Source organism: Candidatus Zixiibacteriota bacterium, assembly GCA_022865345.1.
GTDB lineage: Bacteria > Zixibacteria > MSB-5A5 > MSB-5A5 > RBG-16-43-9 > RBG-16-43-9.
Window position 1 is genome coordinate 57,061 of record JALHSU010000194.1, and the last position, 18,269, is coordinate 75,329.

Here is an 18,269-nt window from a genome sequence, read left to right on the forward strand (position 1 = left end):
GGGACTAAAGCTCCCCTTCTCTTCCTAAGAGAAGGGTCAGAGGATGAGTTCGAGCAAGAACTACTTTCCCCCCCATTCTCCTGTTGGGTCAGACAAAAATGTCTGACCCACCAATCACCCTCGCCTTACCCCTCCAGTCGAGGAAGGCAATTTGTCCGATGAATCGGGCGACTATCCGAATGGATCCATCCTAGACAGAATATCGATTTTTTTGATTATCCTTGCCTGCCAAACCTCTGCGGGATTTAACCTGATTTTCCAGTTCGGAAACAAGACCGTGCTCTGATAAGTTTTTTCAAAGCCGGATTCAGATAAGGAGACAGTATATAGGGGGAATTGCCAGATACTTGCGGGTTTATCCAGCTTCAGGTCTATCTGGAGACCCAAAGCTTCATCCCTTATGCCAAAATCCGTGATATTCTCATCTTCTGTCTTTAGATTGAGTTTTCTGTCTTTTTGCTCCAGGCCTTTGACGTAAAAAGTCTTCCTCCCGTCGTCCGATGATAGCATCCCGAAGTTAAACTCCATCCCAAACCATAACTCCACAACTTCTGAATGATTATTCCTCAATTCATAATTAATCTCAAGCTCTTTGCTATTACCTTTGAGGGTGATTCTTTTTGTCACACCGATACTTGCCCTCTCATCGTCCACCCACACAAAACCGTTCCGGGAAAGGATTAATTCAAGAGAACCTTCTTTTTTATTAATCTCATATTCATAAGGCTGATTGATAAAGTCCCCTTGTTCTGGATACTGACACCTGGCGAAATCATCTAAACTCGCATTTTTTCCCAGGAAATGGTCGATAAAAGAACCTTTTCTGTACCAGTCATAGGTCAGAAGCTTTTCTAAGCCTTCCTCCTTGACTCCCAGCAGATCGTGAATGCTGGCGAATTTTTCAGTCGGGTTGATCTCAGTATTTTTTATCTCGGAGATCTTTCGGTGATACCCTTCCTCGTGTCTGGACAGAATGTTCAAGAGATTAAAATCCTTAGGTTTGAAATCCAGCTCATACAAGGTTCCGCCAATAAAGGGTGAAAAGTACAAATTGAAAATTGGAGACTCAATTATGACTTCCTCTTTGCCATCCTTGTCGAAGTCGGTAACCTCATATTCTATCCAGTTCTCGTCTTGATGACACAGTTGATCAGCAAGCTTATCTGCTTTGATCAGATGCTCATAGATCGGCTTCCTGAGATTAGAAAGGTATAATCCACCAAAAACCCCGTGCCAGTAAGGGTCATTGCACTGGCTTTTCCAGCACTCATCTCTGATCATGTTAATTTTATCTCTATCAACATCAGACAAATCCTCCAGCTCTTTGATCTTCTGACTTAAATAGAGCATCCGTTTGTGCATATGATTGGATTCTGGATATTTTGCCAGGAAATTCCTCCAGAACCCTCCCCGCACGAAAATACCGTATTTATCAAAAAGGTCTTGCTCTTTAAGGACCTTCTCGAAATCCTCAAACTCCTGAAAGGCTTTGGGCAGAAGCGCCCAGTGCATCATCTCGTAATATGACGCGGTGGGGAGATAGATTCTGCCTAAAGGGGATAGTTCCTTTAAAACCTGGCTGAAATGGACCATCTCGATCCAGTCTGAATTCTCTTTTATCTTTTCGAAAAATCTCTCCAGCCACCTGTCCTCGTAACAGTGCTCATAAGTCATGGGCCAGATCCCGAATTTCTCACCATCATCTGCATAGACTACCAGTTTATCCCCATCCTCTGTAGCCAGACTTTTGAGATAGTCGATGATCTCTTCTGGCTCTTTGAAAGGAATATAATATCTCAGCTTCTTGCTTATGGGAAATAGAGCCAGGGTAAAGCCTCCCTCCTCAGTTAAATAGTAACCCAAGAGTTTCTCATCCTCTAAACCAGAATACTTGAAGTGTGAATCATCCAGGAGCGCAAAATCGACCCCGGCTTTGGCAAAAAATTTCGGCAGGTGAGGCTCCCAAACCCTTTCTGCCACCCACATCCCTGAGGGTTCGAAGTAGAAATTTTGCCGGATGAAAGAGCTCAGCTTTTCGATCTGACCGGTCTTATCCTCATCCGGGATAGAAGGAAAGATCGGCTCGTAATATCCTCCGGTCAAAAGCTCTACCTGTCTGCTTTTCACCAGGATCTTTAGTTTTTCGATTAGTTCCGGATGATTTTTTAGAAACCAGTCGTAAAGTATTCCGCAGTTGTGTAAGGAGAGCTTGAAGAAGGGGTACTTCTCTAAAAGCCCCAAGAAGGGAGCATAACATCTCTGAAAGGCTTTCTCGAATATATGCTCAAAATTCCCGATCGGCTGGTGATTGTGAATCCCGAAGGCAAATTTTATTTTCTTCAAAACAGGCTGACTTTTAAATATTTTTTTGGATTCTTTTTGATATCGGTTACAAGCTCATCCAGATTATTTGTGGTCTTCCTAAGATCGTTATACAGGGTGCTATCATTGACCAGTTTACCGAAAGTCCCTTGGCCGGATTCTATTTTCTGAGTTAGGTTCTTTAAGGATATTGAAAGAGAGCTTAAAGTAGTGGTGATGGTATCTAACTTAGCCGAAGAAGTGGTGAAATTGTCCACAGAGGACTGGAGCTTTTCTTTATTTCTCTCCACCAGGACTTTAAGCTCGGATGAGGTATAGGATAGATCAGTTGCCGTCTTTTCGAGTTTGTCCTTATTCCGGTCCAAAAGGGTTACCAGGTCTGCGGACAATTTTCTCAAATCCTTTATGGTTTCTTTGAACGACTCCTGGGACCATTCGGTTCCAAAAATCCCTTCCAGATGAGCTACCAAACGCCTGATCTCATCCAGCATCTGACCTGCCATGCCCATAACCTCCGGTATTCCGGTATCATAGAAACCCTCGACCGGCCTGGAGAGGTCTAAAAGCTCTGAAGAGTGACCAGGTGATACGTCGATAAACCTTTCACCCATCAACCCGATATTCATCACGGTGAATTTGGCGTCTTTTTTCAATTTCACATCTGTGGTTAAGTTGAAAGTCACCAGCACATCCCCTCCCGAAAGGATGATGTTTTCCACTGTGCCCTTCTTTACCCCTAAAACTGTTACCGGATCACCTACCCCCAATGCTCCCACATTAGGGAAAAGGACTCCATATTTATATCTTTCAACGTTAAACCGGTATTCCTTTATCCAGATAATACCCAGGAAAAGAATAATCGCAGCAATAGCTACCACAATTCCAACCCTTAACTCTATGGTGCGATTATCCATAACCCTCTTTATTATAAAGATAAGACCCTAAAACCGTTGGGTAGTCTTTTTAGATTGTCGCCAATTTCTTCTATTCGATATCGCTCTCTAAATATTCATCCACCATTTTTTTTCGAGAGATCTCTGCTGAAAGTCTTTTGGAGAACTCCCTTGCCGCATCCTGTCCATACACTTTAAGCATATGATTCATCGCTATCACCTCAGAGATCACCGTGATATTTTTCCCGGGAGAAATAGGTATGGTCACCACTGGTATCTCCACCCCTAAGATGCGGGTGAATCTATCCTCTATCCCCAGTCTTTCGTAATCCAAGTTATCATCCCACAAGACCAGCCTGACTTCCACCTCGATCCTTTTCTGAATCCTGATCGCCCTTATCCCGAAAAGTGTTTCCAGGTCTATTATCCCGATCCCCCTGATCTCCATATGATGACCTAAAAGCTCGCTCCCGGTCCCCACGATTACCTCCGGAGTCTTACGGATAACCTTGACTATATCGTCTGCTACTAAACGATGACCTCTCTCCACCAGGTCCAGCGCGCATTCGCTCTTCCCTACGCCGCTTTTACCGGTATAGAGTAACCCGACCCCGTACACATCTACCAGGGTCCCGTGAACTGTGGTATTAGGGGCAAAGATGTTATCTAAGTAAAGGCTTAGCCGGTCGGTCAGTTCAGTGGTGGTAAGCCGGGACTGAAAAACCGGGGTCTTGGTCTGGTTAGCCATCTCCAGAAGCTCTGCAGGTGGATAGATATTTTTGGAGATTATAATGCAGGGTATATCAAAATGGAATACCTTTTCCAGAAGTTCTTTTCTTCTATTAGAGTCCAGATTTTGAAGGAAAGACATCTCGGTCTCACCGATGACCTGGGTCCTCTCGTAGGCAAATCTTTCTGTGTACCCGGAAAGGGCTAAACCCGGTCGGTGGACCTCATTATTTGGAATCTTCTTCTTAAGCCCGTCCTCGCTGGTCAAAAGGGTAAGCTCTAAGAAGTCCTTTCTCTCCTTGTAAAGTCTTTCTACTGTGATATTTTCCATCTACGTTTTTTTATAATTCCTCTTCTTCAGTGCCTGAGGATAATTCTGTAGATTCTTTCCCCCTTTTTCTATCCCGAAATTTTCTTTCTTTCAACTTGGATTTATATTTTTTCAACTGACTTTCCATTTTCTCTAAGGCTCCCTCTATGGAGGTTCGGAAATCGTTCGAGCTGTGCTGGCTGGTAAGGATCGTTCCGTAGACTTTGAGATTCAACTCCGCGTTTTTTCTGTACCCCTCCTCCTCCAGGATCAGGTGCGAGTTTATTATGTGATCATAATATCTCTCCAGTCTGTTTATCTCTTTGCTGACAAAATCTTTAAGCTCCTGGGTCAACTCGAAATGACGGGCAGTTGTCCTTATCTCCATATAAGCACTCCTTTCTTTTTCTAACCGGTTAGCCTGATTTTGATTTTCTTGCAGCCAACAGAAAAGTCGATAAAATTCTTTTAGCCTGTATTTTCTGGGGAGGCGGTATCCTCTTCCCTGGTTTTATCTTCGGGTTTAGTTTTATTGCTGGTCATTCTTTTACGGAAACGAGCCGGAAGAATTTTAAGCTCCTCCCGATATTTGGTTACGGTTCTCCGGGCCAGGTTAATTCCCTTTTCTTTCAGCCGGCTGTAAATCTCCCGGTCAGATAAAGGTGAGCCCGGATCCTCTTCTTTGATTATCTCCTCCAGTATGCTCTTGATCTGTCGTTTGGAGATCTCCTGGCCATCCTCCCTGGTCATCCCGGAGTTGAAGAAATACCTTATCTCGTATAGCCCCTGCGGAGTCTGCACGTACTTATCATTGGAGACCCGGGATACAGTAGCCACGTTCATATTCAGCTTGCTGGCTATGGCCTCCATGATCAGGGGTCTCAAAAACTCAGGACCTGATTCGAAGAAATCCTTCTGTTCCTCGATGATCGCTCCCATCACATTCACCATGGTGGTGCGGCGCTGGTTTATGGCATTTAGAAGCCAGCGTGCCTGTTCTAATTTACCTTTGACGTAGTCCCTGGCCTCGGGCCCGGTCGGGCTATTTTTCTTAAGGAGCTGCTTATAGGCTGGATTTACCCTTAGCCTTGGTATGTTTTTATCGTTATGAAAAATCAGGTATTCGTTTCCTACTTTTTCCACGATCAGGTCCGGGATTATCGGCAAAGCCCCGCTTACAAACCTCCCCGCGGCTGGCTTGGGGGAAAGTGTTCGAATTAGGTCCATCGCCTTCTGAACCTCCTCGAACTCCGTGTCTAAAGACTTGGCTAATTGGGAAAGGCTTTTCTTATCCAGCTCATTTAGATGCTGATTCACTATCCGGTAGGCTAAGCTCTGCTCCAGACCGCGCTCTTTCAACTGAATCAGAAGTGACTCCCTTAAATCCCTTGCACCAACCCCTGGCGGATCGAAACTTTGAATCAATTTAAGTATCTTTCTGGTTGTCTCTAAATCGCTCTTCAAGGCTTCGACTATCTCCTCTAGAGAACAGGTAAGGTAGCCGTTTTCATCGATGCAGCCTATTATGTACTCCCCGATGTTACATTCCTGCTCAGTCAGTTTGTTGAAATGAAGTTGTTCCGTAAGATGTTCATATAAACTTTTCTCTACTACAGTGGGCCTTTCTTTCTTCTCCTCCTGTTCCTCTTTCTCTTCCCTTCCCCTGAACCTGAATTCGCTTTCCTCTCCCAGGTATTCATTCCAGTCGATCTTCCCTAACTGAGGATCGATTTCCGACTGTTCTTCAGTTGACGAGGTATCCGGCTCCTCTAATGCCTCCACCTCTTCCAATAGGGGATTAGTGGAAAGCTCCTGTCGTAAGAGCTGCTCTAACTTAAGGATAGGCATCTGAAGAAGTCTTAAAGACTGAATCAGCTGAGGGGCTATGGTCTGTCTGAGTTTTACCTGTAATCCTAATTTCATATCTTTTGTCCGGTTCTCTCCATTATCTTTTATCGGACTAAAACCTATATCAATTTAACCTGAACTTCTCGCCCAGGTAGATCTTCCTGGCTTCCGGGTCTGAAGCTAAGAACTCAGAGGTGCCGGATTTTAATATCTCGCCTTCGCTCATTATATAGGCTCTATCAGTTATTGCCAGAGTTTCTCTGACGTTATGGTCAGTGATCAAAATTCCCAGTTCCTTCTGTTTCAATCTGAAGATTATTTTCTGGATATCCTCAACTGCAATCGGGTCGATTCCCAAAAACGGTTCATCTAAGAGCATAAACTTCGGCTCAGTGACTAGGGCACGCGTAATCTCAACTCTTCTCCTTTCCCCGCCTGAAAGGGTATAAGCCTTATTTTTAGCTAAAGAAGCTATATCCAGTTCATTTAACAGGCTTTCCAATCTAATCTTACGTTCTTTTTTATCTATTTTTTGCATCTCTAAAATAGCTAAGATATTCTCTTCCACGGTCAGTTTCCTGAAGATGGAAGGCTCTTGCGAAAGATACCCTATCCCTTTTTGAGCCCTTTTATACATTGGTAGACCAGTTATATTCTCTGAATCAATTAAGACCTTGCCGGAATTCGGCTTGATAAAGCCGATGAACATATAGAAGGTAGTAGTCTTGCCAGCCCCATTAGGTCCCAAAAGCCCAACCACTTCACCCTGTTTAACATCAATTGAGACCTCATTCACCACCTTCCTTTTCTTGTAGATCTTAACCAGATTCTCCGACCTTAATATCAGCATATTCTTCCTTTGTGTCAAGAACAACTGTGGAAACAATTCTGAAGTATAAACCTTCAGGTTTATAAAAACTAATCGGGGTAAAGCTCAAGTCTCAAGACCTTGAGGCTTTACACTCCAGTTATCCGTTCCCCTCTTCTTTAGGCACCTCTTTGATCTTTCCCTTAACCTCTTTTTTGATCCTGAACTGTTTCAGCTCCTGGTCTGCCTCCAAGCCGTAGCCGGTTATCACATCTTTCCCTTTGGTTATCTTTACAAAATCCTCTGTAGTAACCTTATTTGTCTTAGGGTTCCAGCTTAAACTCTGGGTTTCCAGAATCATCCCCTGGTCGGTTTTAACCACCACATTCCCCATCACCATCAGCTCCTGCCTTTTCTCTTTTATCCAGCCAGAATCAGACTGAAGGGTGGAGACGTGTTTTCCGTCCCGGTCGTAAATGTGAGCATAAATTCCCTTGCCTCTGGAAAGGTCCTCCTTTTCGTATTTTTCCAGATGCCTGACCTTGATCTCAGCAGACCTTACCCCGTTAACCGTAAAAAACATTGTGGTATTTTCCACCACCTGGTCCGGAAAAGTGGTGGGTGTCTGGATTTTCCTCTGACTTTCCACTTTACAAGAAAAGATCAAGCTTAACCCTATGAGAAATATAAGCGGTATTATTCTTTTGTCCATACACATCTCTGCACCTATAAGTTACGTTTTATTTTCATTTTTTCAAGGGTTATCTGGAGTTCTGAGCCAGCGTTTGTGCATCCAGACCCATTGATCCGGGTATTCCCTGATTACCTGCTCTAAAAATTCAGTGCATTTCTGGGTAAGATAATAGATATTTTCCTCTTTTGTCTTCCCGACCAGAGGTTTGATTTCCTTGTGAATCATTATTTTATAATTCCCCTTCTTGGTCTGGATTATCGCCATAGGGACAATTGGCACACCCAATTTTAGAGCTAAGATCGCAGGACCGACCGGGGTTCTGGCTTTCCTGCCGAAAAAATCAACGTATATTCCCTTGACCCTGGAGGTGTCTTGATCTATCAAAACCCCGATCATCCTGCCTGAATTCAACACCTTGATCACCTCTTTGACACTCGCAGTTGAGTAGATATTTTGCACTCCCATCATCTGTCTATTCTTGATCAAAAGCTCATTCAGCCTGGGATCATAAAGCTCCCTGCCTATGGCTGAGAGTTTATATCCTTGTAAAGAGACGTATGCGGCTAAAAGCTCAAAATTACCTATATGGCCTGTAACTCCCATCACTCCTCTCCCCTGAGAGTAGGCTTTCTCAAGATGTTCTATACCTTCGACTTTAGTTATCTTTTGAATCTCCTCCCAGCTCATCTTCGGTAGCCTGATTGCATCCACAGCATTCCTGCCGAGGCATTCGAACACTTTTAAGGAGATTTTTTTTATAGAGCCCGTGCCAAGATTAGGAAAGGCTATTTTTAGATTTTGGAGGGTTGTGCTGCGAGATTCAGGGAGAATTAGATAGGCTAATTTGCCCAAACTTCTCCCTATAGAAAGAGAAAGCCTACGGGGAAGTAAGTTTAAAAAACTAATTAAGATTAATATGAATCTGTAAATTAGCCAATTCTTTAATCTTTTTTTTGATTTTGACCAAGGAATTTTTCCCATTGAAATCGATTGACTATACCACACCTGCCTTTAAAAGATCGTGCAGGTGTAAAATCCCTACTGGCTCCTTATTCCCGTTGGGCACAATCAGGCAGGTTATGTTGAAAAATTCCATCCGGTTCAGGGCTTTAGCAGCCAATGCTTCTTCCTCTATGGTTTTGGGATTTCGGATCATTACTTCCCCGGCTTTCAATTTGAAGATCTCCTCAGTTCTCTCCACTAGCCTCCTTAGATCACCGTCAGTGAAGATACCCACTAACTCCTTTTTGTCATTGACCACAGTGGTCGCGCCAAACCTTTTGGAGGTCATTTCTAATATAACATCCTTCATACCCACATTTTCAAACACCATCGGGATACTGTTCCCAGTGTGCATGACATCCTTCACTTTCAAAAGCAGCCTTTTCCCCAAATAACCGCCTGGATGAAGCAGGGCAAAATCCTCTGCTGAAAAATGTCTCTCCTCTAAAAGGGCAATGGCTAAAGCATCCCCCATAACTAAAGCGGCTGTGGTGCTGGAAGTGGGGACTAAATTATTTGGGCAAGCCTCCTCGTCCACTGAGACGTCTATGACCACGTCGCTTTTCTCGGCGGTCTGAGAGCCGGGGCTGCCGGTTAAGCTGATTATGGGGACTCCTAATCTTTTGAATAAAGGGAAGAGCTGCTGCAGCTCTTCGGTCTCACCGCTTTTGGTGATGGCGATAACCACGTCATCCCTTCGCACCAGGCCTAAATCTCCATGCAGACCTTCTACCGGATGTAAAAAGAAAGCCGCAGTTCCAGTTGAGGTCAGGGTGGCAGCGATTTTCTTGCCGATTATCCCTGATTTCCCAATGCCGGTTACGATCACCCTGCCACGGCATTTGAGGATTATCTCCACTGCTTTCTGAAACTCGGAGTTTATTTTCTTCTCTAAGTTCAAAATGGCTTCCGCCTCTTTGCGGATCACCTCTTTGGCTTTTTCGATTATCATTTTAGATACCTCAACGGATTTATTTTCTTGCACTCTAAGATCAAATCGACCACCTCTCTGACTGCCCCCTCCCCACCTCTTTTATTAGTTACGTAAAGAGCTAATCGATTGATCCTTTTATCTCCATTTTTAACTCCTACCGGGACCCCCACCTTTTCAAATACTCTATGGTCCCAAAGGTCATCCCCCATAAAAAGTATCTCCTCATCTTTCAATTTAAGCCTTTTTTTCAGCTCTTCGTATCTTTTCAATTTATCATCTATCCCGAAATGGAGCTCTTTCACTTTTAATTCTTTTCCTCTTATCACAGCAGACTTAGAGACTCTGCCTGAAAGAAAACCCACTTTTATCCCAACCCTCCTGGCAAAATATATTCCCAAGCCATCTGAGACATTGAACCTCTTGAATTCCTTACCGTCATTTCCCAGGTAGATCGAATTATCAGTCAAAACCCCATCCACATCCAGAAGTAAAAGCTTTATTTTCCTCAATTTTTTATTCAGAGCCGAATTTATGATTCAAGCCTCCTTGAGCCACGTTCTTCTATGTTCGTCTATCAGTTTCACCTGAAACAAAAGCTGCTCTAATCTATCCAAAGGAAGCATGCTCCCCTTATCGCAGAGCGCTTCCTCAACCCGCGGATGAGTCTCAATAAACAAAGCATCACAACCGCAGGCAACTGCAGCCCGGGCTAAAGGGAAGATAAACTGAGGCTCACCTGAGGAAAAAGTTTTTCCTCCACCTGGTAATTGCAGAGAATGAGTAGCATCAAAAACCACCGGATAACCAAGATTGCTCATAATCACCAGTGAACGAAAATCTACCACTAAGTCATGGTAGCCAAAGAAACTTCCCCTTTCTGTCAATAGAATCTGGTCATTTCCCACTGACTCAGCTTTTTTGGCAATCTGGTCCATATCCTCAGGCGCCATAAACTGTCCCTTTTTGATGTTCAGGGCTTTTCCGGTTTTAGCCGCAGATAAGATCAGGTCTGTCTGCCTGCATAAAAACGCCGGTATCTGCAATACGTCTGCAACCTCAGAGACTGGGGAAGCCTCATCCGGGGAATGAATATCTGTCAAAATCGGGACATCCAGTTCTTTTTTTACCTTTTCCAAAATCCTTAAACCTTCTTTCATACCCGGTCCAGAATATGATTCTATGCTCAGGCGATTAGCTTTTTTGTAGGAGGATTTGAAGATGAATGGGAACTTCAGTTTATCGGTGACCTTTTTTATCTTCTGAGCTGTTTCCAGAACTAGAGTTTCAGACTCTATTACACAGGGACCGGCAATTAAGACTAAATGAGAGCCCTGACCTATAGGGATATCTTTGATCTTTACGGTTTTTTTCATAATGCAAAGGTTTCCTCACATTTTGGTCAGAGGTTCTTTTTCCCCTACCATTTTCAAATCTCTGGAGTTTTTATATCTTAAGGAAGCCTTCACGAAATCGCGGAAGAGCGGGTGTGCTTTCAAGGGTCTGGATTTCAGCTCCGGGTGGAACTGCACTCCAACAAACCAGGGATGGTCTTCGATCTCGATTATCTCCACCAGGCTTTTATCTGGCGAGGTCCCGGCTATTCTCATTCCGGCCTTGCATAAGACCTCTTTGAAACGGTTGTTGAACTCATACCGGTGCCGGTGTCTTTCGCTGATCTTCTCCTCTTCATACGCTTTGAAGGAAAAACTGCTTTTATCCAGATTACAGGGATAAGCCCCCAGTCGCATAGTTGCCCCTTTGTCCACTACCTTCTCCTGCTCGGCAAGTAAGCTGATGACCGGATATTCAGTATGTCGGTCGAACTCGGTGCTGTTTGCACCTTTCATATTGCAGACATTTCTGGCAAACTCGATCACCGCACACTGCATCCCCAGGCAGATTCCAAAAAACGGGATTTTATTTTCTCTGATAAACCTCACTGCCTCTATTTTACCTTCTATTCCCCTTTCACCAAAACCGCCTGGAATCAAAACCCCATCTATATCCTTAAGATATTTTCCCGCACCATCTTTTTCCATATCCTCAGAGGAAATCCAGGAAAGTTCTACCCTAGCTTCATTTTCCTCCCCTGCATGAATGAAAGCTTCGATTATGCTTTTGTAGGAGTCCTTTAAATTGGTATATTTGCCGCAGATTCCTATCTTGACCTGATGTTTTGGATATTTGATCCTCTGCACCATCTTTTCCCACTTGGTCAGATCCGGCTTCTCGCAGGCTAAATCCAGATGCCTGCACACTAAATCATCCAGACCCTGCTGGTGGAAAATCAAGGGTATCTCGTAGATCGATTCCACGTCAATGGCCTCGATCACCGCATGGCTGGGCACGTTGCAGAAAAGCCCTATCTTGTCTTTTATCTGTTTAGACAAGGGCCTGGAGGTCCGGCATAAGAGGATATCCGGCTGGATCCCGATCTCCCTTAATTCCTTGACGCTGTGCTGGGTAGGCTTGGTCTTGACCTCTCCTGCGGACTCGACATAAGGGACCAGGGTCAGATGGATGTAAAGCGTGTTGCTGTGACCGTTTTCAAGACCCATCTGCCTGATCGACTCCAAAAAAGGAAGTCCTTCGATATCTCCGACTGTCCCTCCGATCTCGGTGATAACCACGTCCACGTCCCCGTTTTTCTCTGCTACTTTTCTTGCCCTTCTTTTAATCTCGTCTGTTATGTGCGGAACCACCTGAACTGTCGCCCCTAAGTAATCTCCTCTCCTTTCTCTGGAGATAACCTCGCCATAAACCTGGCCTGTGGTGACGTTGCTGTCCTTGGTCAGGCTTTCATCCAAAAATCTTTCGTAATGGCCCAAATCTAAATCAGTCTCTGATCCGTCATCCAAGACGAAGACCTCTCCATGCTGAAAAGGATTCATCGTGCCCGGGTCGACATTCAGATACGGATCGAATTTCTGCAGGGTGACTTTAAGCCCTCTTTTTTTCAGAAGAAGACTCAAGGAGGAACAGGCAACCCCTTTACCCAGGGAGGAGACCACACCGCCAGTTATGAAGATATATTTTGGCATTTTCTTTTGAGTCAATTTAATTCCTCTTTATTAAATTTTCTTAAATCTGAAAGGGAATTTATGGATTTCGAATCATAATCTGTTAAAAGCACTTTAATCTTGTAGCCGTTCTCTAAAACCCTTAACTGCTCTAAGCTTTCAGTTTTCTCCAGGGGGGTCTGTTTCAGTTTAGCATATTTCGACAGAAACCCTTTTCTAAAAGCATAGACCCCGATATGCTCATAATAGTTTATTCCTTTTTTCCCGTTTCCCCTTTGAAAAGGAATAGGGAACCTGGAAAAATAAATTGCATTCCCATCCTTGTCCAGAACCACTTTAACCCGGTCAGGATTTTTGAAAAAATCCGGGTCATTTACCTTTTTAGCCAAAGTCCCCATCTGAACGTCTTTATTCTTTTGCATAAAATTGATTAACTGATCCAGCATCTTGGGATTCATAAAAGCTTCATCGCACTGGATGTTCAAAACCAGATCGCAATTCAAACCTTTAACTGCCTCAGCCACCCTGTCGCTTCCAGTCTTAGGTTTACTCGACGTTAAAACCACTTTCCCACCGAAATCGTCCACGCTTTTTCTTATCCTCTGATCATCTGTTGCCACAATTACTTGATTTAAAAGTCTTGACCGAGAGGCGCTTTCATATACTCTCTGAATCAGAGGTTTTCCTTGAATGGGCAAAAGCGGTTTACCCGGCAAACGTGAGGAGTTATACCTGGCTGGAATAACGCCCAATACTCTATCCTTCTTCATATCAAAACTTCTCTTTAAATTATCCTGATTAACGTCTCTAATACGCAACCCATTTTACTAAAGTAAACACCCCTTGTCAACAAAAAAATACGGTTAGTTTTTTTCCGTATTTTTCTCCAAACGAACAAACGCCAAACTCCAAACTTTTTATCACCTTCAGGTTTCCACATGTTTTAAATAAATGGAAGGCTGAAGCCTTCCGCTACATAACATCAGCTGTCGGAAGGAAGTTCCTTACTCCATAACAAATATGTGGTAATAAGTAAATATTAATGGGTTTTTTCTCTGTTTTTTAAAAACTTAATTCTTGCTTTCTCTAAGATCTCTTCAATGGTCTGTTTTGGTTTCCTTCTTTCTTCATCAAAATATTTCAGGAGCTTTGGGTTCTGCTCAACCTTCTTTGCCTCATCAGTAGGTAAATAAGCAAGTGCCAATTTCATTACTTTTGAATAAAAGGGACCCTTTCCAATAAAATAAGGGACCTTTTCCCATTTTCCATTTTTAAATTCCCAAGTATAACGAATTGAGCCCTCTACATCATCTGCTGGCTGAATTTCATACTCACCAACGCTAAATAATAAAGATTTATTAAATTGTTTAAGGCTAACCTTTGACCAAGGATATAATATTGTAAGTGAATAATCTGGATTAATCAAATATGTATTAGGGGCATTTATCTCAAAGTCTCCAGTTAGATTAAAAATATTTACAGTTTGGTTACTTCCAAATGATTCATAATCTTTTATTTTATTCAAAATAGACAAGCCACCTACATAATTTTCTGGCTCTTTGAAAAGTCTATCATCGTAATCAAAAATAAAATATTTTTCAATTTGGTATCTCTTTGATGTACTTGTATGAGAGTATGCGACATTCCACTTTGAAATTATTCTTGGCTCATATTTCACCCTTAATTTTTCAAAAGCCAAAAGTTGATGCTTTACTTGTTCTAATTCAATCTCATCATTTTTCTTTAGATCCCACATACGAGTGCGTGACCCGTTATATACAACGTAATTATAATGTGGAACATCTTCGCCTTCAAATACTTCATCATCATGAATCATAAATATTTTCTCTTGGGCCCATATGTCTTTACAGTTTACTAAACCAATATTCTTTATAACAAATTTGTATTTATTCTCCCCTGCAAAATATCTATAGAAACATTCGATCTCTGGCTTTAACTGTTCTTTATAATGATTTAACTGTGATTTATAATTACAATATTGAAAGATATTACCGATAACCGATACCACTAGCGTGACTAGAGGGACATAGAGTAATAACTTTACCTTGTTCTTCTTATTTTCATCTTCCATAAGACATTAAAAAAAGAGATTGTACTGAATTAACAAAATGATTATTTTTTACCTGCATCAAATTAAAGATATTGTCAAGAATTAAACAAGGAAAAAATTAAAGCATCTACACATTGAGTTTTCCGCAAAACTAAAAGCCTTGCCCTACGAATTTTATTTTAAATCACCGCCACTGCATCTATCTCTATTTTCGCGCCTTTGGGTAAATCTGCGGCGGCGATGGTGGTTCTGGTTGGTGGGTTTTGTTTGAAATAACCAGCATAGACCTCATTCATCAAAGAAAAATCCTTCATATCCTTCAGATAAACCGTGGTCTTAATAACTTTAGTCAAATCTGAGCCAGCACCTTCTAAAACCGCTTTGAGATTTTCTAAAACCTGTTTGGTCTCCTGTTTTATATCCCCTGAGACCATCTCTCCGGTTTTGGGGTCTAAAGGTATCTGCCCGGAGGTGAAGACAAGACCTAAATTTTCAAGCTTTATCCCCTGGCTATAAGGACCGATAGCTTTGGGTGCTTTTTCAGACTGGATTATTTTTACTGGACTAGACATTTTTTCTCCTTTTGTTTGGTTGTGTTTCGTCAATAAAATAAATTCGGACTTAGCTGTCAATCTTTATTCCCTCCTTTGGGGCAAGGCGAAAATCCCAATCTTTTGTAGGGACAGGGCTTGTCCCTGTCCGACTTCAATACCGATAAACTCCACCCACTCCTCACAGGGCGGAGTTAAACTCCGCCCCTACGCGGACTTGATTTCATAACCTCTGACAGAAACGTCGGACGCTACGGAATCTTTCCCCTCCCTTGATGGGAGGGGACAGGGGAGGGTGACCCCCTCTCCCTAACCCTCTCCCACCAGGGGAGAGGGGATTTTTATGCATCGTCACGGACGATGCACTCCATATCAATTATGAACAGACAGGATGCCTGTTCACCTACATCTGATAAAAAAACTTCGGGGCTGGGAGAGAAAATTCCCAGCCCCGGGAGGGGAGCTGATGGGCAAAAGAGTTTCAGTCTTTATATCTATTAGGGCGAACCGTAACTTTTCACCATAAACAGAATGCTCTGCAAGGCACCGCTGATATTGGATAGAATCTTGGAATATCTTTTCAAAAGCTCGCTGTACTGCCAGCGAATGGAGAAAGCTTTTTCCGGGAACTCGAAAAGGTCTAAAAGGGTTTTCTTGTAGATCTCATCCGCATATTTCAGAACAAAATAAGGATACTCGGAGATATTCGGATCCTGGATCTCATTTCTAGATAATCTCTCTTTGTATATCTCAATTTTCTCCAGAATAACCGTGCCGAAACACCAGGGAGACATTATCACTCTTAAATCCGAAGAATCCCCATAATAGGAGTAGAGATATCTCAACACCTGGTCAACCAGTAATTTCTTTGCCCGGTAGTAGGACAGACACTCGGTTTTTTTCGAATCACACTGGATAATCTTTTTCTCTAAATCTTTTTTCTCCTCCAGGCACCTGGCTTCTGCCCTTTCTAAAAAAAGGTAATAATCCTCAAAATAGACCTTGATATTTTCATTCAGCGTCAGGATGTAATATCCTCCCTCATCTCTTTTTATCTTGGGCTCTTTAAGGGAAGCGATTCTATCCCTGGGAAAACCTCTTTTTATGCCGGCTGAAAGCATTAGTCTCCTTTTTTTTGAAACCCACCAGACAACAGAGCAAAATATATGCCTGTGAGACGTTTAACTCTTTAAAGTATAAGCCGTTATTAAGGTTGACCCTGCCTCTATAGGGAGAAACCAATACCCGTTTTTATACTGAAATTATGCAACCCCATTCATATATGGTGCAAGTGAATACAAGTAGATTTTTGAAGACGTTTTTTTAGTTCTGTCAGGTCCTAGACCTGACAGAAAACTTAATGTCAGGAGTAGCTCCTGACACAACACATAAAATGTCCAAAGAACTGGTTGACATTCTTCATTGTCATGCAGTCACGCCGGAGGCGGACATGCTTGACCTACTCAAAAAATTCATCTTTTACCGGAAACAGACCGAACCCGCCTCCAGTATGCAGGAATAAGATTTTCTCTTTTCTGGAGAATTCATCTTTCTTCAGCATATTTACCAGACCGAACATTCCCTTTCCTGTATAGACTGGATCAAGCAGAATCCCGGACTTTGAGATAAAGGCTTTGATGAATTCTATCTCCTCTTTCTTATTCAGGGCATACCCTTCACCTACATAGCCTTCAACTATTTTAATCTCTTTTTCTGTGAATCTAACTTTTAGTCGATATTGAGCAATCGTCTTCTCCAAAAGGGTAATGATCTTCTCTTTAGGATATGTAGGAAGAAAGCGCACATTTATGCCCATGACCTCAGTTTTCCATCCACAAAGTTTTGCACCTAAGAAAAGCCCGCAATAGGTCCCAGCAGAACTTAAGGCGGTTACTATCTTGGCAATTTTTATTTTCAGCCTATCTATCTGTTTCTTCATCTCAAAGGCTGCCTTGATATATCCCCAGACCCCAAAAGGATTTGACCCGCCTTCAGGTATGATATAAGGATTCCTGCCCTTGGATTTTAGTTCTTCGGAGAGGCGCTCCATTATCCTGTCTACATTTTCATATTCGCTTGAAGGGATAAATCTTATCTCTGCCCCGCAAAGCTTATCCAGAAAAAGATTACCTTCGTTCTGGGGAGCTTCATCCCCGAAAAGAACCAGAGCCGATTTGAGACCCAATTGAGCCGCAACCAAGGCAGTAGCCCTGGCATGATTGGACTGAAAACCTCCGCAAGTGATCAAAGTATCAGCTTTTTTCTTTAGAGCCTCAAAAGCTAAGAACTCCAGTTTTCTTACCTTATTACCGGAAAGACCAAATCCGGTTAAGTCATCTCTCTTGATGTAGACTTTATAATCAGGAGGAATAAGCGGAATATCTCTCAGCTTCTCCAGTGGAGTGGGGGTCACAGCCAGGTTTAGAGATTTAGGAAACGGAACTTTCATTCTAATCCTAAATTAGTTTATCTTATTCTGGAAAACAAGAGAATTTGATTAATCAAGTACAATCTATTACGACGTGGGTCAACCATGTCCTAAGGACTGGTTGACAACCTATTCTTTTTTGTCAAGCAAGCTTCGCTATGCTTGACCTACATAGTGGAGGAGGGCAAGGAAACCTCGTCCCTACAGTCTTGACGACCCAAAGAATAATACACCATAACATAAAATCACTTTACAAATCCTGAGGAGAAACGTAAATTCTTTTGTATGAAGAGAATCTTAGGAATAGATTTCGGCGAAAGAAGAATCGGGCTGGCATTGTCTGATTTGCTGGGCAAGATGGCCTGGCCCTTTTTGACTTTTGATACAAAAGAAGATGGAGATTCCTTTCAAAGAATTGAGCAGTTAGTCGAAAAGGAAAATGTCGGCGAGATCGTCCTGGGAATGCCCAGGAATATGGACGGCTCAATCGGGAAAAAAGGAAAAGAGGTCCTGGAATTCTCTAAAAAGCTTTCATCCAGAATAAAAATTCCGATAACTTTCTGGGATGAGAGGTTGACCACAGTTGAATCTCTGAGGGTTTTAAGAGATACAGGAGCAAAACTTCATAAGCATAAAAAGAAAGTGGATATGCTTTCAGC

General features: G+C 42.6%; 18 protein-coding genes. 1 reads left to right on the top strand and 17 read right to left on the bottom strand.

Going from position 1 to position 18,269, the window contains the following annotated elements; translation table 11 throughout:
• Nucleotides 1-171 precede the first annotated feature (171 nt).
• The 17 genes from MUP17_09840 to MUP17_09920 form a co-directional block, all read right to left on the bottom strand.
• Nucleotides 172-2,343 carry a DUF1926 domain-containing protein gene (locus MUP17_09840; GenBank protein MCJ7459281.1) on the bottom strand — a complete coding sequence of 724 codons (2,172 nt, stop codon included), beginning with the start codon at nucleotides 2,341-2,343 and terminating at the stop codon, nucleotides 172-174.
• The gene (locus MUP17_09845; protein MCJ7459282.1) at nucleotides 2,340-3,236 is read right to left on the bottom strand and encodes an MlaD family protein; all 897 of its coding nucleotides are present in this window, start codon (nucleotides 3,234-3,236) and stop codon (nucleotides 2,340-2,342) included. The genes MUP17_09840 and MUP17_09845 overlap by 4 nt, the downstream gene beginning before the upstream one ends.
• A 70-nt stretch (nucleotides 3,237-3,306) precedes the next feature.
• A complete protein-coding gene (hprK, locus tag MUP17_09850; protein ID MCJ7459283.1) occupies nucleotides 3,307-4,275 on the bottom strand; it encodes an HPr(Ser) kinase/phosphatase in 969 nt (322 codons plus the stop codon).
• 10 nt (nucleotides 4,276-4,285) lie between these two features.
• Nucleotides 4,286-4,642, bottom strand: coding sequence for a ribosome-associated translation inhibitor RaiA (raiA, locus tag MUP17_09855; protein ID MCJ7459284.1), 357 nt, complete (start codon nucleotides 4,640-4,642; stop codon nucleotides 4,286-4,288).
• Between the two features lie 80 nt (nucleotides 4,643-4,722).
• Complete coding sequence (rpoN, locus tag MUP17_09860; GenBank protein ID MCJ7459285.1) at nucleotides 4,723-6,177, bottom strand: RNA polymerase factor sigma-54; 1,455 nt, start codon at nucleotides 6,175-6,177, stop codon at nucleotides 4,723-4,725.
• Nucleotides 6,178-6,226: 49 nt separating this feature from the next.
• Nucleotides 6,227-6,949 (bottom strand): LPS export ABC transporter ATP-binding protein, encoded by a 723-nt coding sequence (lptB, locus tag MUP17_09865; GenBank protein MCJ7459286.1) that lies wholly within the window; start codon nucleotides 6,947-6,949, stop codon nucleotides 6,227-6,229.
• A gap of 121 nt (nucleotides 6,950-7,070) precedes the next feature.
• Nucleotides 7,071-7,622, bottom strand: a complete 552-nt coding sequence (gene lptC / locus MUP17_09870; protein MCJ7459287.1) for an LPS export ABC transporter periplasmic protein LptC — start codon at nucleotides 7,620-7,622, stop codon at nucleotides 7,071-7,073.
• A gap of 42 nt (nucleotides 7,623-7,664) precedes the next feature.
• Entirely contained in the window at nucleotides 7,665-8,585 is a 921-nt protein-coding gene (locus tag MUP17_09875; GenBank protein ID MCJ7459288.1) for a lysophospholipid acyltransferase family protein, read from the bottom strand.
• Nucleotides 8,586-8,598: 13 nt separating this feature from the next.
• Nucleotides 8,599-9,558, bottom strand: coding sequence for a KpsF/GutQ family sugar-phosphate isomerase (locus MUP17_09880; protein MCJ7459289.1), 960 nt, complete (start codon nucleotides 9,556-9,558; stop codon nucleotides 8,599-8,601).
• Nucleotides 9,555-10,049, bottom strand: coding sequence for an HAD hydrolase family protein (locus MUP17_09885; protein ID MCJ7459290.1), 495 nt, complete (start codon nucleotides 10,047-10,049; stop codon nucleotides 9,555-9,557). The genes MUP17_09880 and MUP17_09885 overlap by 4 nt, the downstream gene beginning before the upstream one ends.
• A 27-nt stretch (nucleotides 10,050-10,076) precedes the next feature.
• On the bottom strand, nucleotides 10,077-10,913 hold the full coding sequence (gene kdsA, locus MUP17_09890) for a 3-deoxy-8-phosphooctulonate synthase (protein MCJ7459291.1): 837 nt from the start codon (nucleotides 10,911-10,913) through the stop codon (nucleotides 10,077-10,079).
• A 15-nt stretch (nucleotides 10,914-10,928) separates the two neighbouring features.
• Nucleotides 10,929-12,581, bottom strand: a complete 1,653-nt coding sequence (locus MUP17_09895; GenBank protein ID MCJ7459292.1) for a CTP synthase — start codon at nucleotides 12,579-12,581, stop codon at nucleotides 10,929-10,931.
• Nucleotides 12,582-12,592: 11 nt separating this feature from the next.
• Nucleotides 12,593-13,330 carry a 3-deoxy-manno-octulosonate cytidylyltransferase gene (gene kdsB, locus MUP17_09900; GenBank protein ID MCJ7459293.1) on the bottom strand — a complete coding sequence of 246 codons (738 nt, stop codon included), beginning with the start codon at nucleotides 13,328-13,330 and terminating at the stop codon, nucleotides 12,593-12,595.
• A gap of 269 nt (nucleotides 13,331-13,599) precedes the next feature.
• The gene (locus tag MUP17_09905; GenBank protein ID MCJ7459294.1) at nucleotides 13,600-14,652 is read right to left on the bottom strand and encodes a hypothetical protein; all 1,053 of its coding nucleotides are present in this window, start codon (nucleotides 14,650-14,652) and stop codon (nucleotides 13,600-13,602) included.
• 158 nt (nucleotides 14,653-14,810) lie between these two features.
• Nucleotides 14,811-15,203 carry a RidA family protein gene (locus tag MUP17_09910; GenBank protein ID MCJ7459295.1) on the bottom strand — a complete coding sequence of 131 codons (393 nt, stop codon included), beginning with the start codon at nucleotides 15,201-15,203 and terminating at the stop codon, nucleotides 14,811-14,813.
• Nucleotides 15,204-15,679: 476 nt separating this feature from the next.
• Entirely contained in the window at nucleotides 15,680-16,303 is a 624-nt protein-coding gene (locus MUP17_09915; GenBank protein MCJ7459296.1) for a hypothetical protein, read from the bottom strand.
• 338 nt (nucleotides 16,304-16,641) lie between these two features.
• Nucleotides 16,642-17,631, bottom strand: a complete 990-nt coding sequence (locus tag MUP17_09920; GenBank protein MCJ7459297.1) for a D-cysteine desulfhydrase family protein — start codon at nucleotides 17,629-17,631, stop codon at nucleotides 16,642-16,644.
• 264 nt (nucleotides 17,632-17,895) lie between these two features.
• Between MUP17_09920 and ruvX the strand changes: the two genes are divergently transcribed.
• The coding region (gene ruvX, locus MUP17_09925; GenBank protein MCJ7459298.1) for a Holliday junction resolvase RuvX at nucleotides 17,896-18,269 on the top strand (374 nt) is incomplete at its 3' end.

Bases quoted from the DNA above. Each gene is read 5' to 3' on its own strand.
- MUP17_09845 (MCJ7459282.1), bottom strand. From the start codon at position 3,236: ATGGATAATCGCACCATAGAGTTAAGGGTTGGAATTGTGGTAGCTATT.
- MUP17_09920 (MCJ7459297.1), bottom strand. From the start codon at position 17,631: ATGAAAGTTCCGTTTCCTAAATCTCTAAACCTGGCTGTGACCCCCACT.
- kdsB (MCJ7459293.1), bottom strand. From the start codon at position 13,330: ATGAAGAAGGATAGAGTATTGGGCGTTATTCCAGCCAGGTATAACTCC.
- MUP17_09915 (MCJ7459296.1), bottom strand. From the start codon at position 16,303: ATGCTTTCAGCCGGCATAAAAAGAGGTTTTCCCAGGGATAGAATCGCT.
- kdsA (MCJ7459291.1), bottom strand. From the start codon at position 10,913: ATGAAAAAAACCGTAAAGATCAAAGATATCCCTATAGGTCAGGGCTCT.
- hprK (MCJ7459283.1), bottom strand. From the start codon at position 4,275: ATGGAAAATATCACAGTAGAAAGACTTTACAAGGAGAGAAAGGACTTC.
- MUP17_09905 (MCJ7459294.1), bottom strand. From the start codon at position 14,652: ATGGAAGATGAAAATAAGAAGAACAAGGTAAAGTTATTACTCTATGTC.
- MUP17_09895 (MCJ7459292.1), bottom strand. From the start codon at position 12,581: ATGCCAAAATATATCTTCATAACTGGCGGTGTGGTCTCCTCCCTGGGT.
- lptC (MCJ7459287.1), bottom strand. From the start codon at position 7,622: ATGGACAAAAGAATAATACCGCTTATATTTCTCATAGGGTTAAGCTTG.
- raiA (MCJ7459284.1), bottom strand. From the start codon at position 4,642: ATGGAGATAAGGACAACTGCCCGTCATTTCGAGTTGACCCAGGAGCTT.
- MUP17_09910 (MCJ7459295.1), bottom strand. From the start codon at position 15,203: ATGTCTAGTCCAGTAAAAATAATCCAGTCTGAAAAAGCACCCAAAGCT.
- rpoN (MCJ7459285.1), bottom strand. From the start codon at position 6,177: ATGAAATTAGGATTACAGGTAAAACTCAGACAGACCATAGCCCCTCAG.
- MUP17_09875 (MCJ7459288.1), bottom strand. From the start codon at position 8,585: ATGGGAAAAATTCCTTGGTCAAAATCAAAAAAAAGATTAAAGAATTGG.
- MUP17_09880 (MCJ7459289.1), bottom strand. From the start codon at position 9,558: ATGATAATCGAAAAAGCCAAAGAGGTGATCCGCAAAGAGGCGGAAGCC.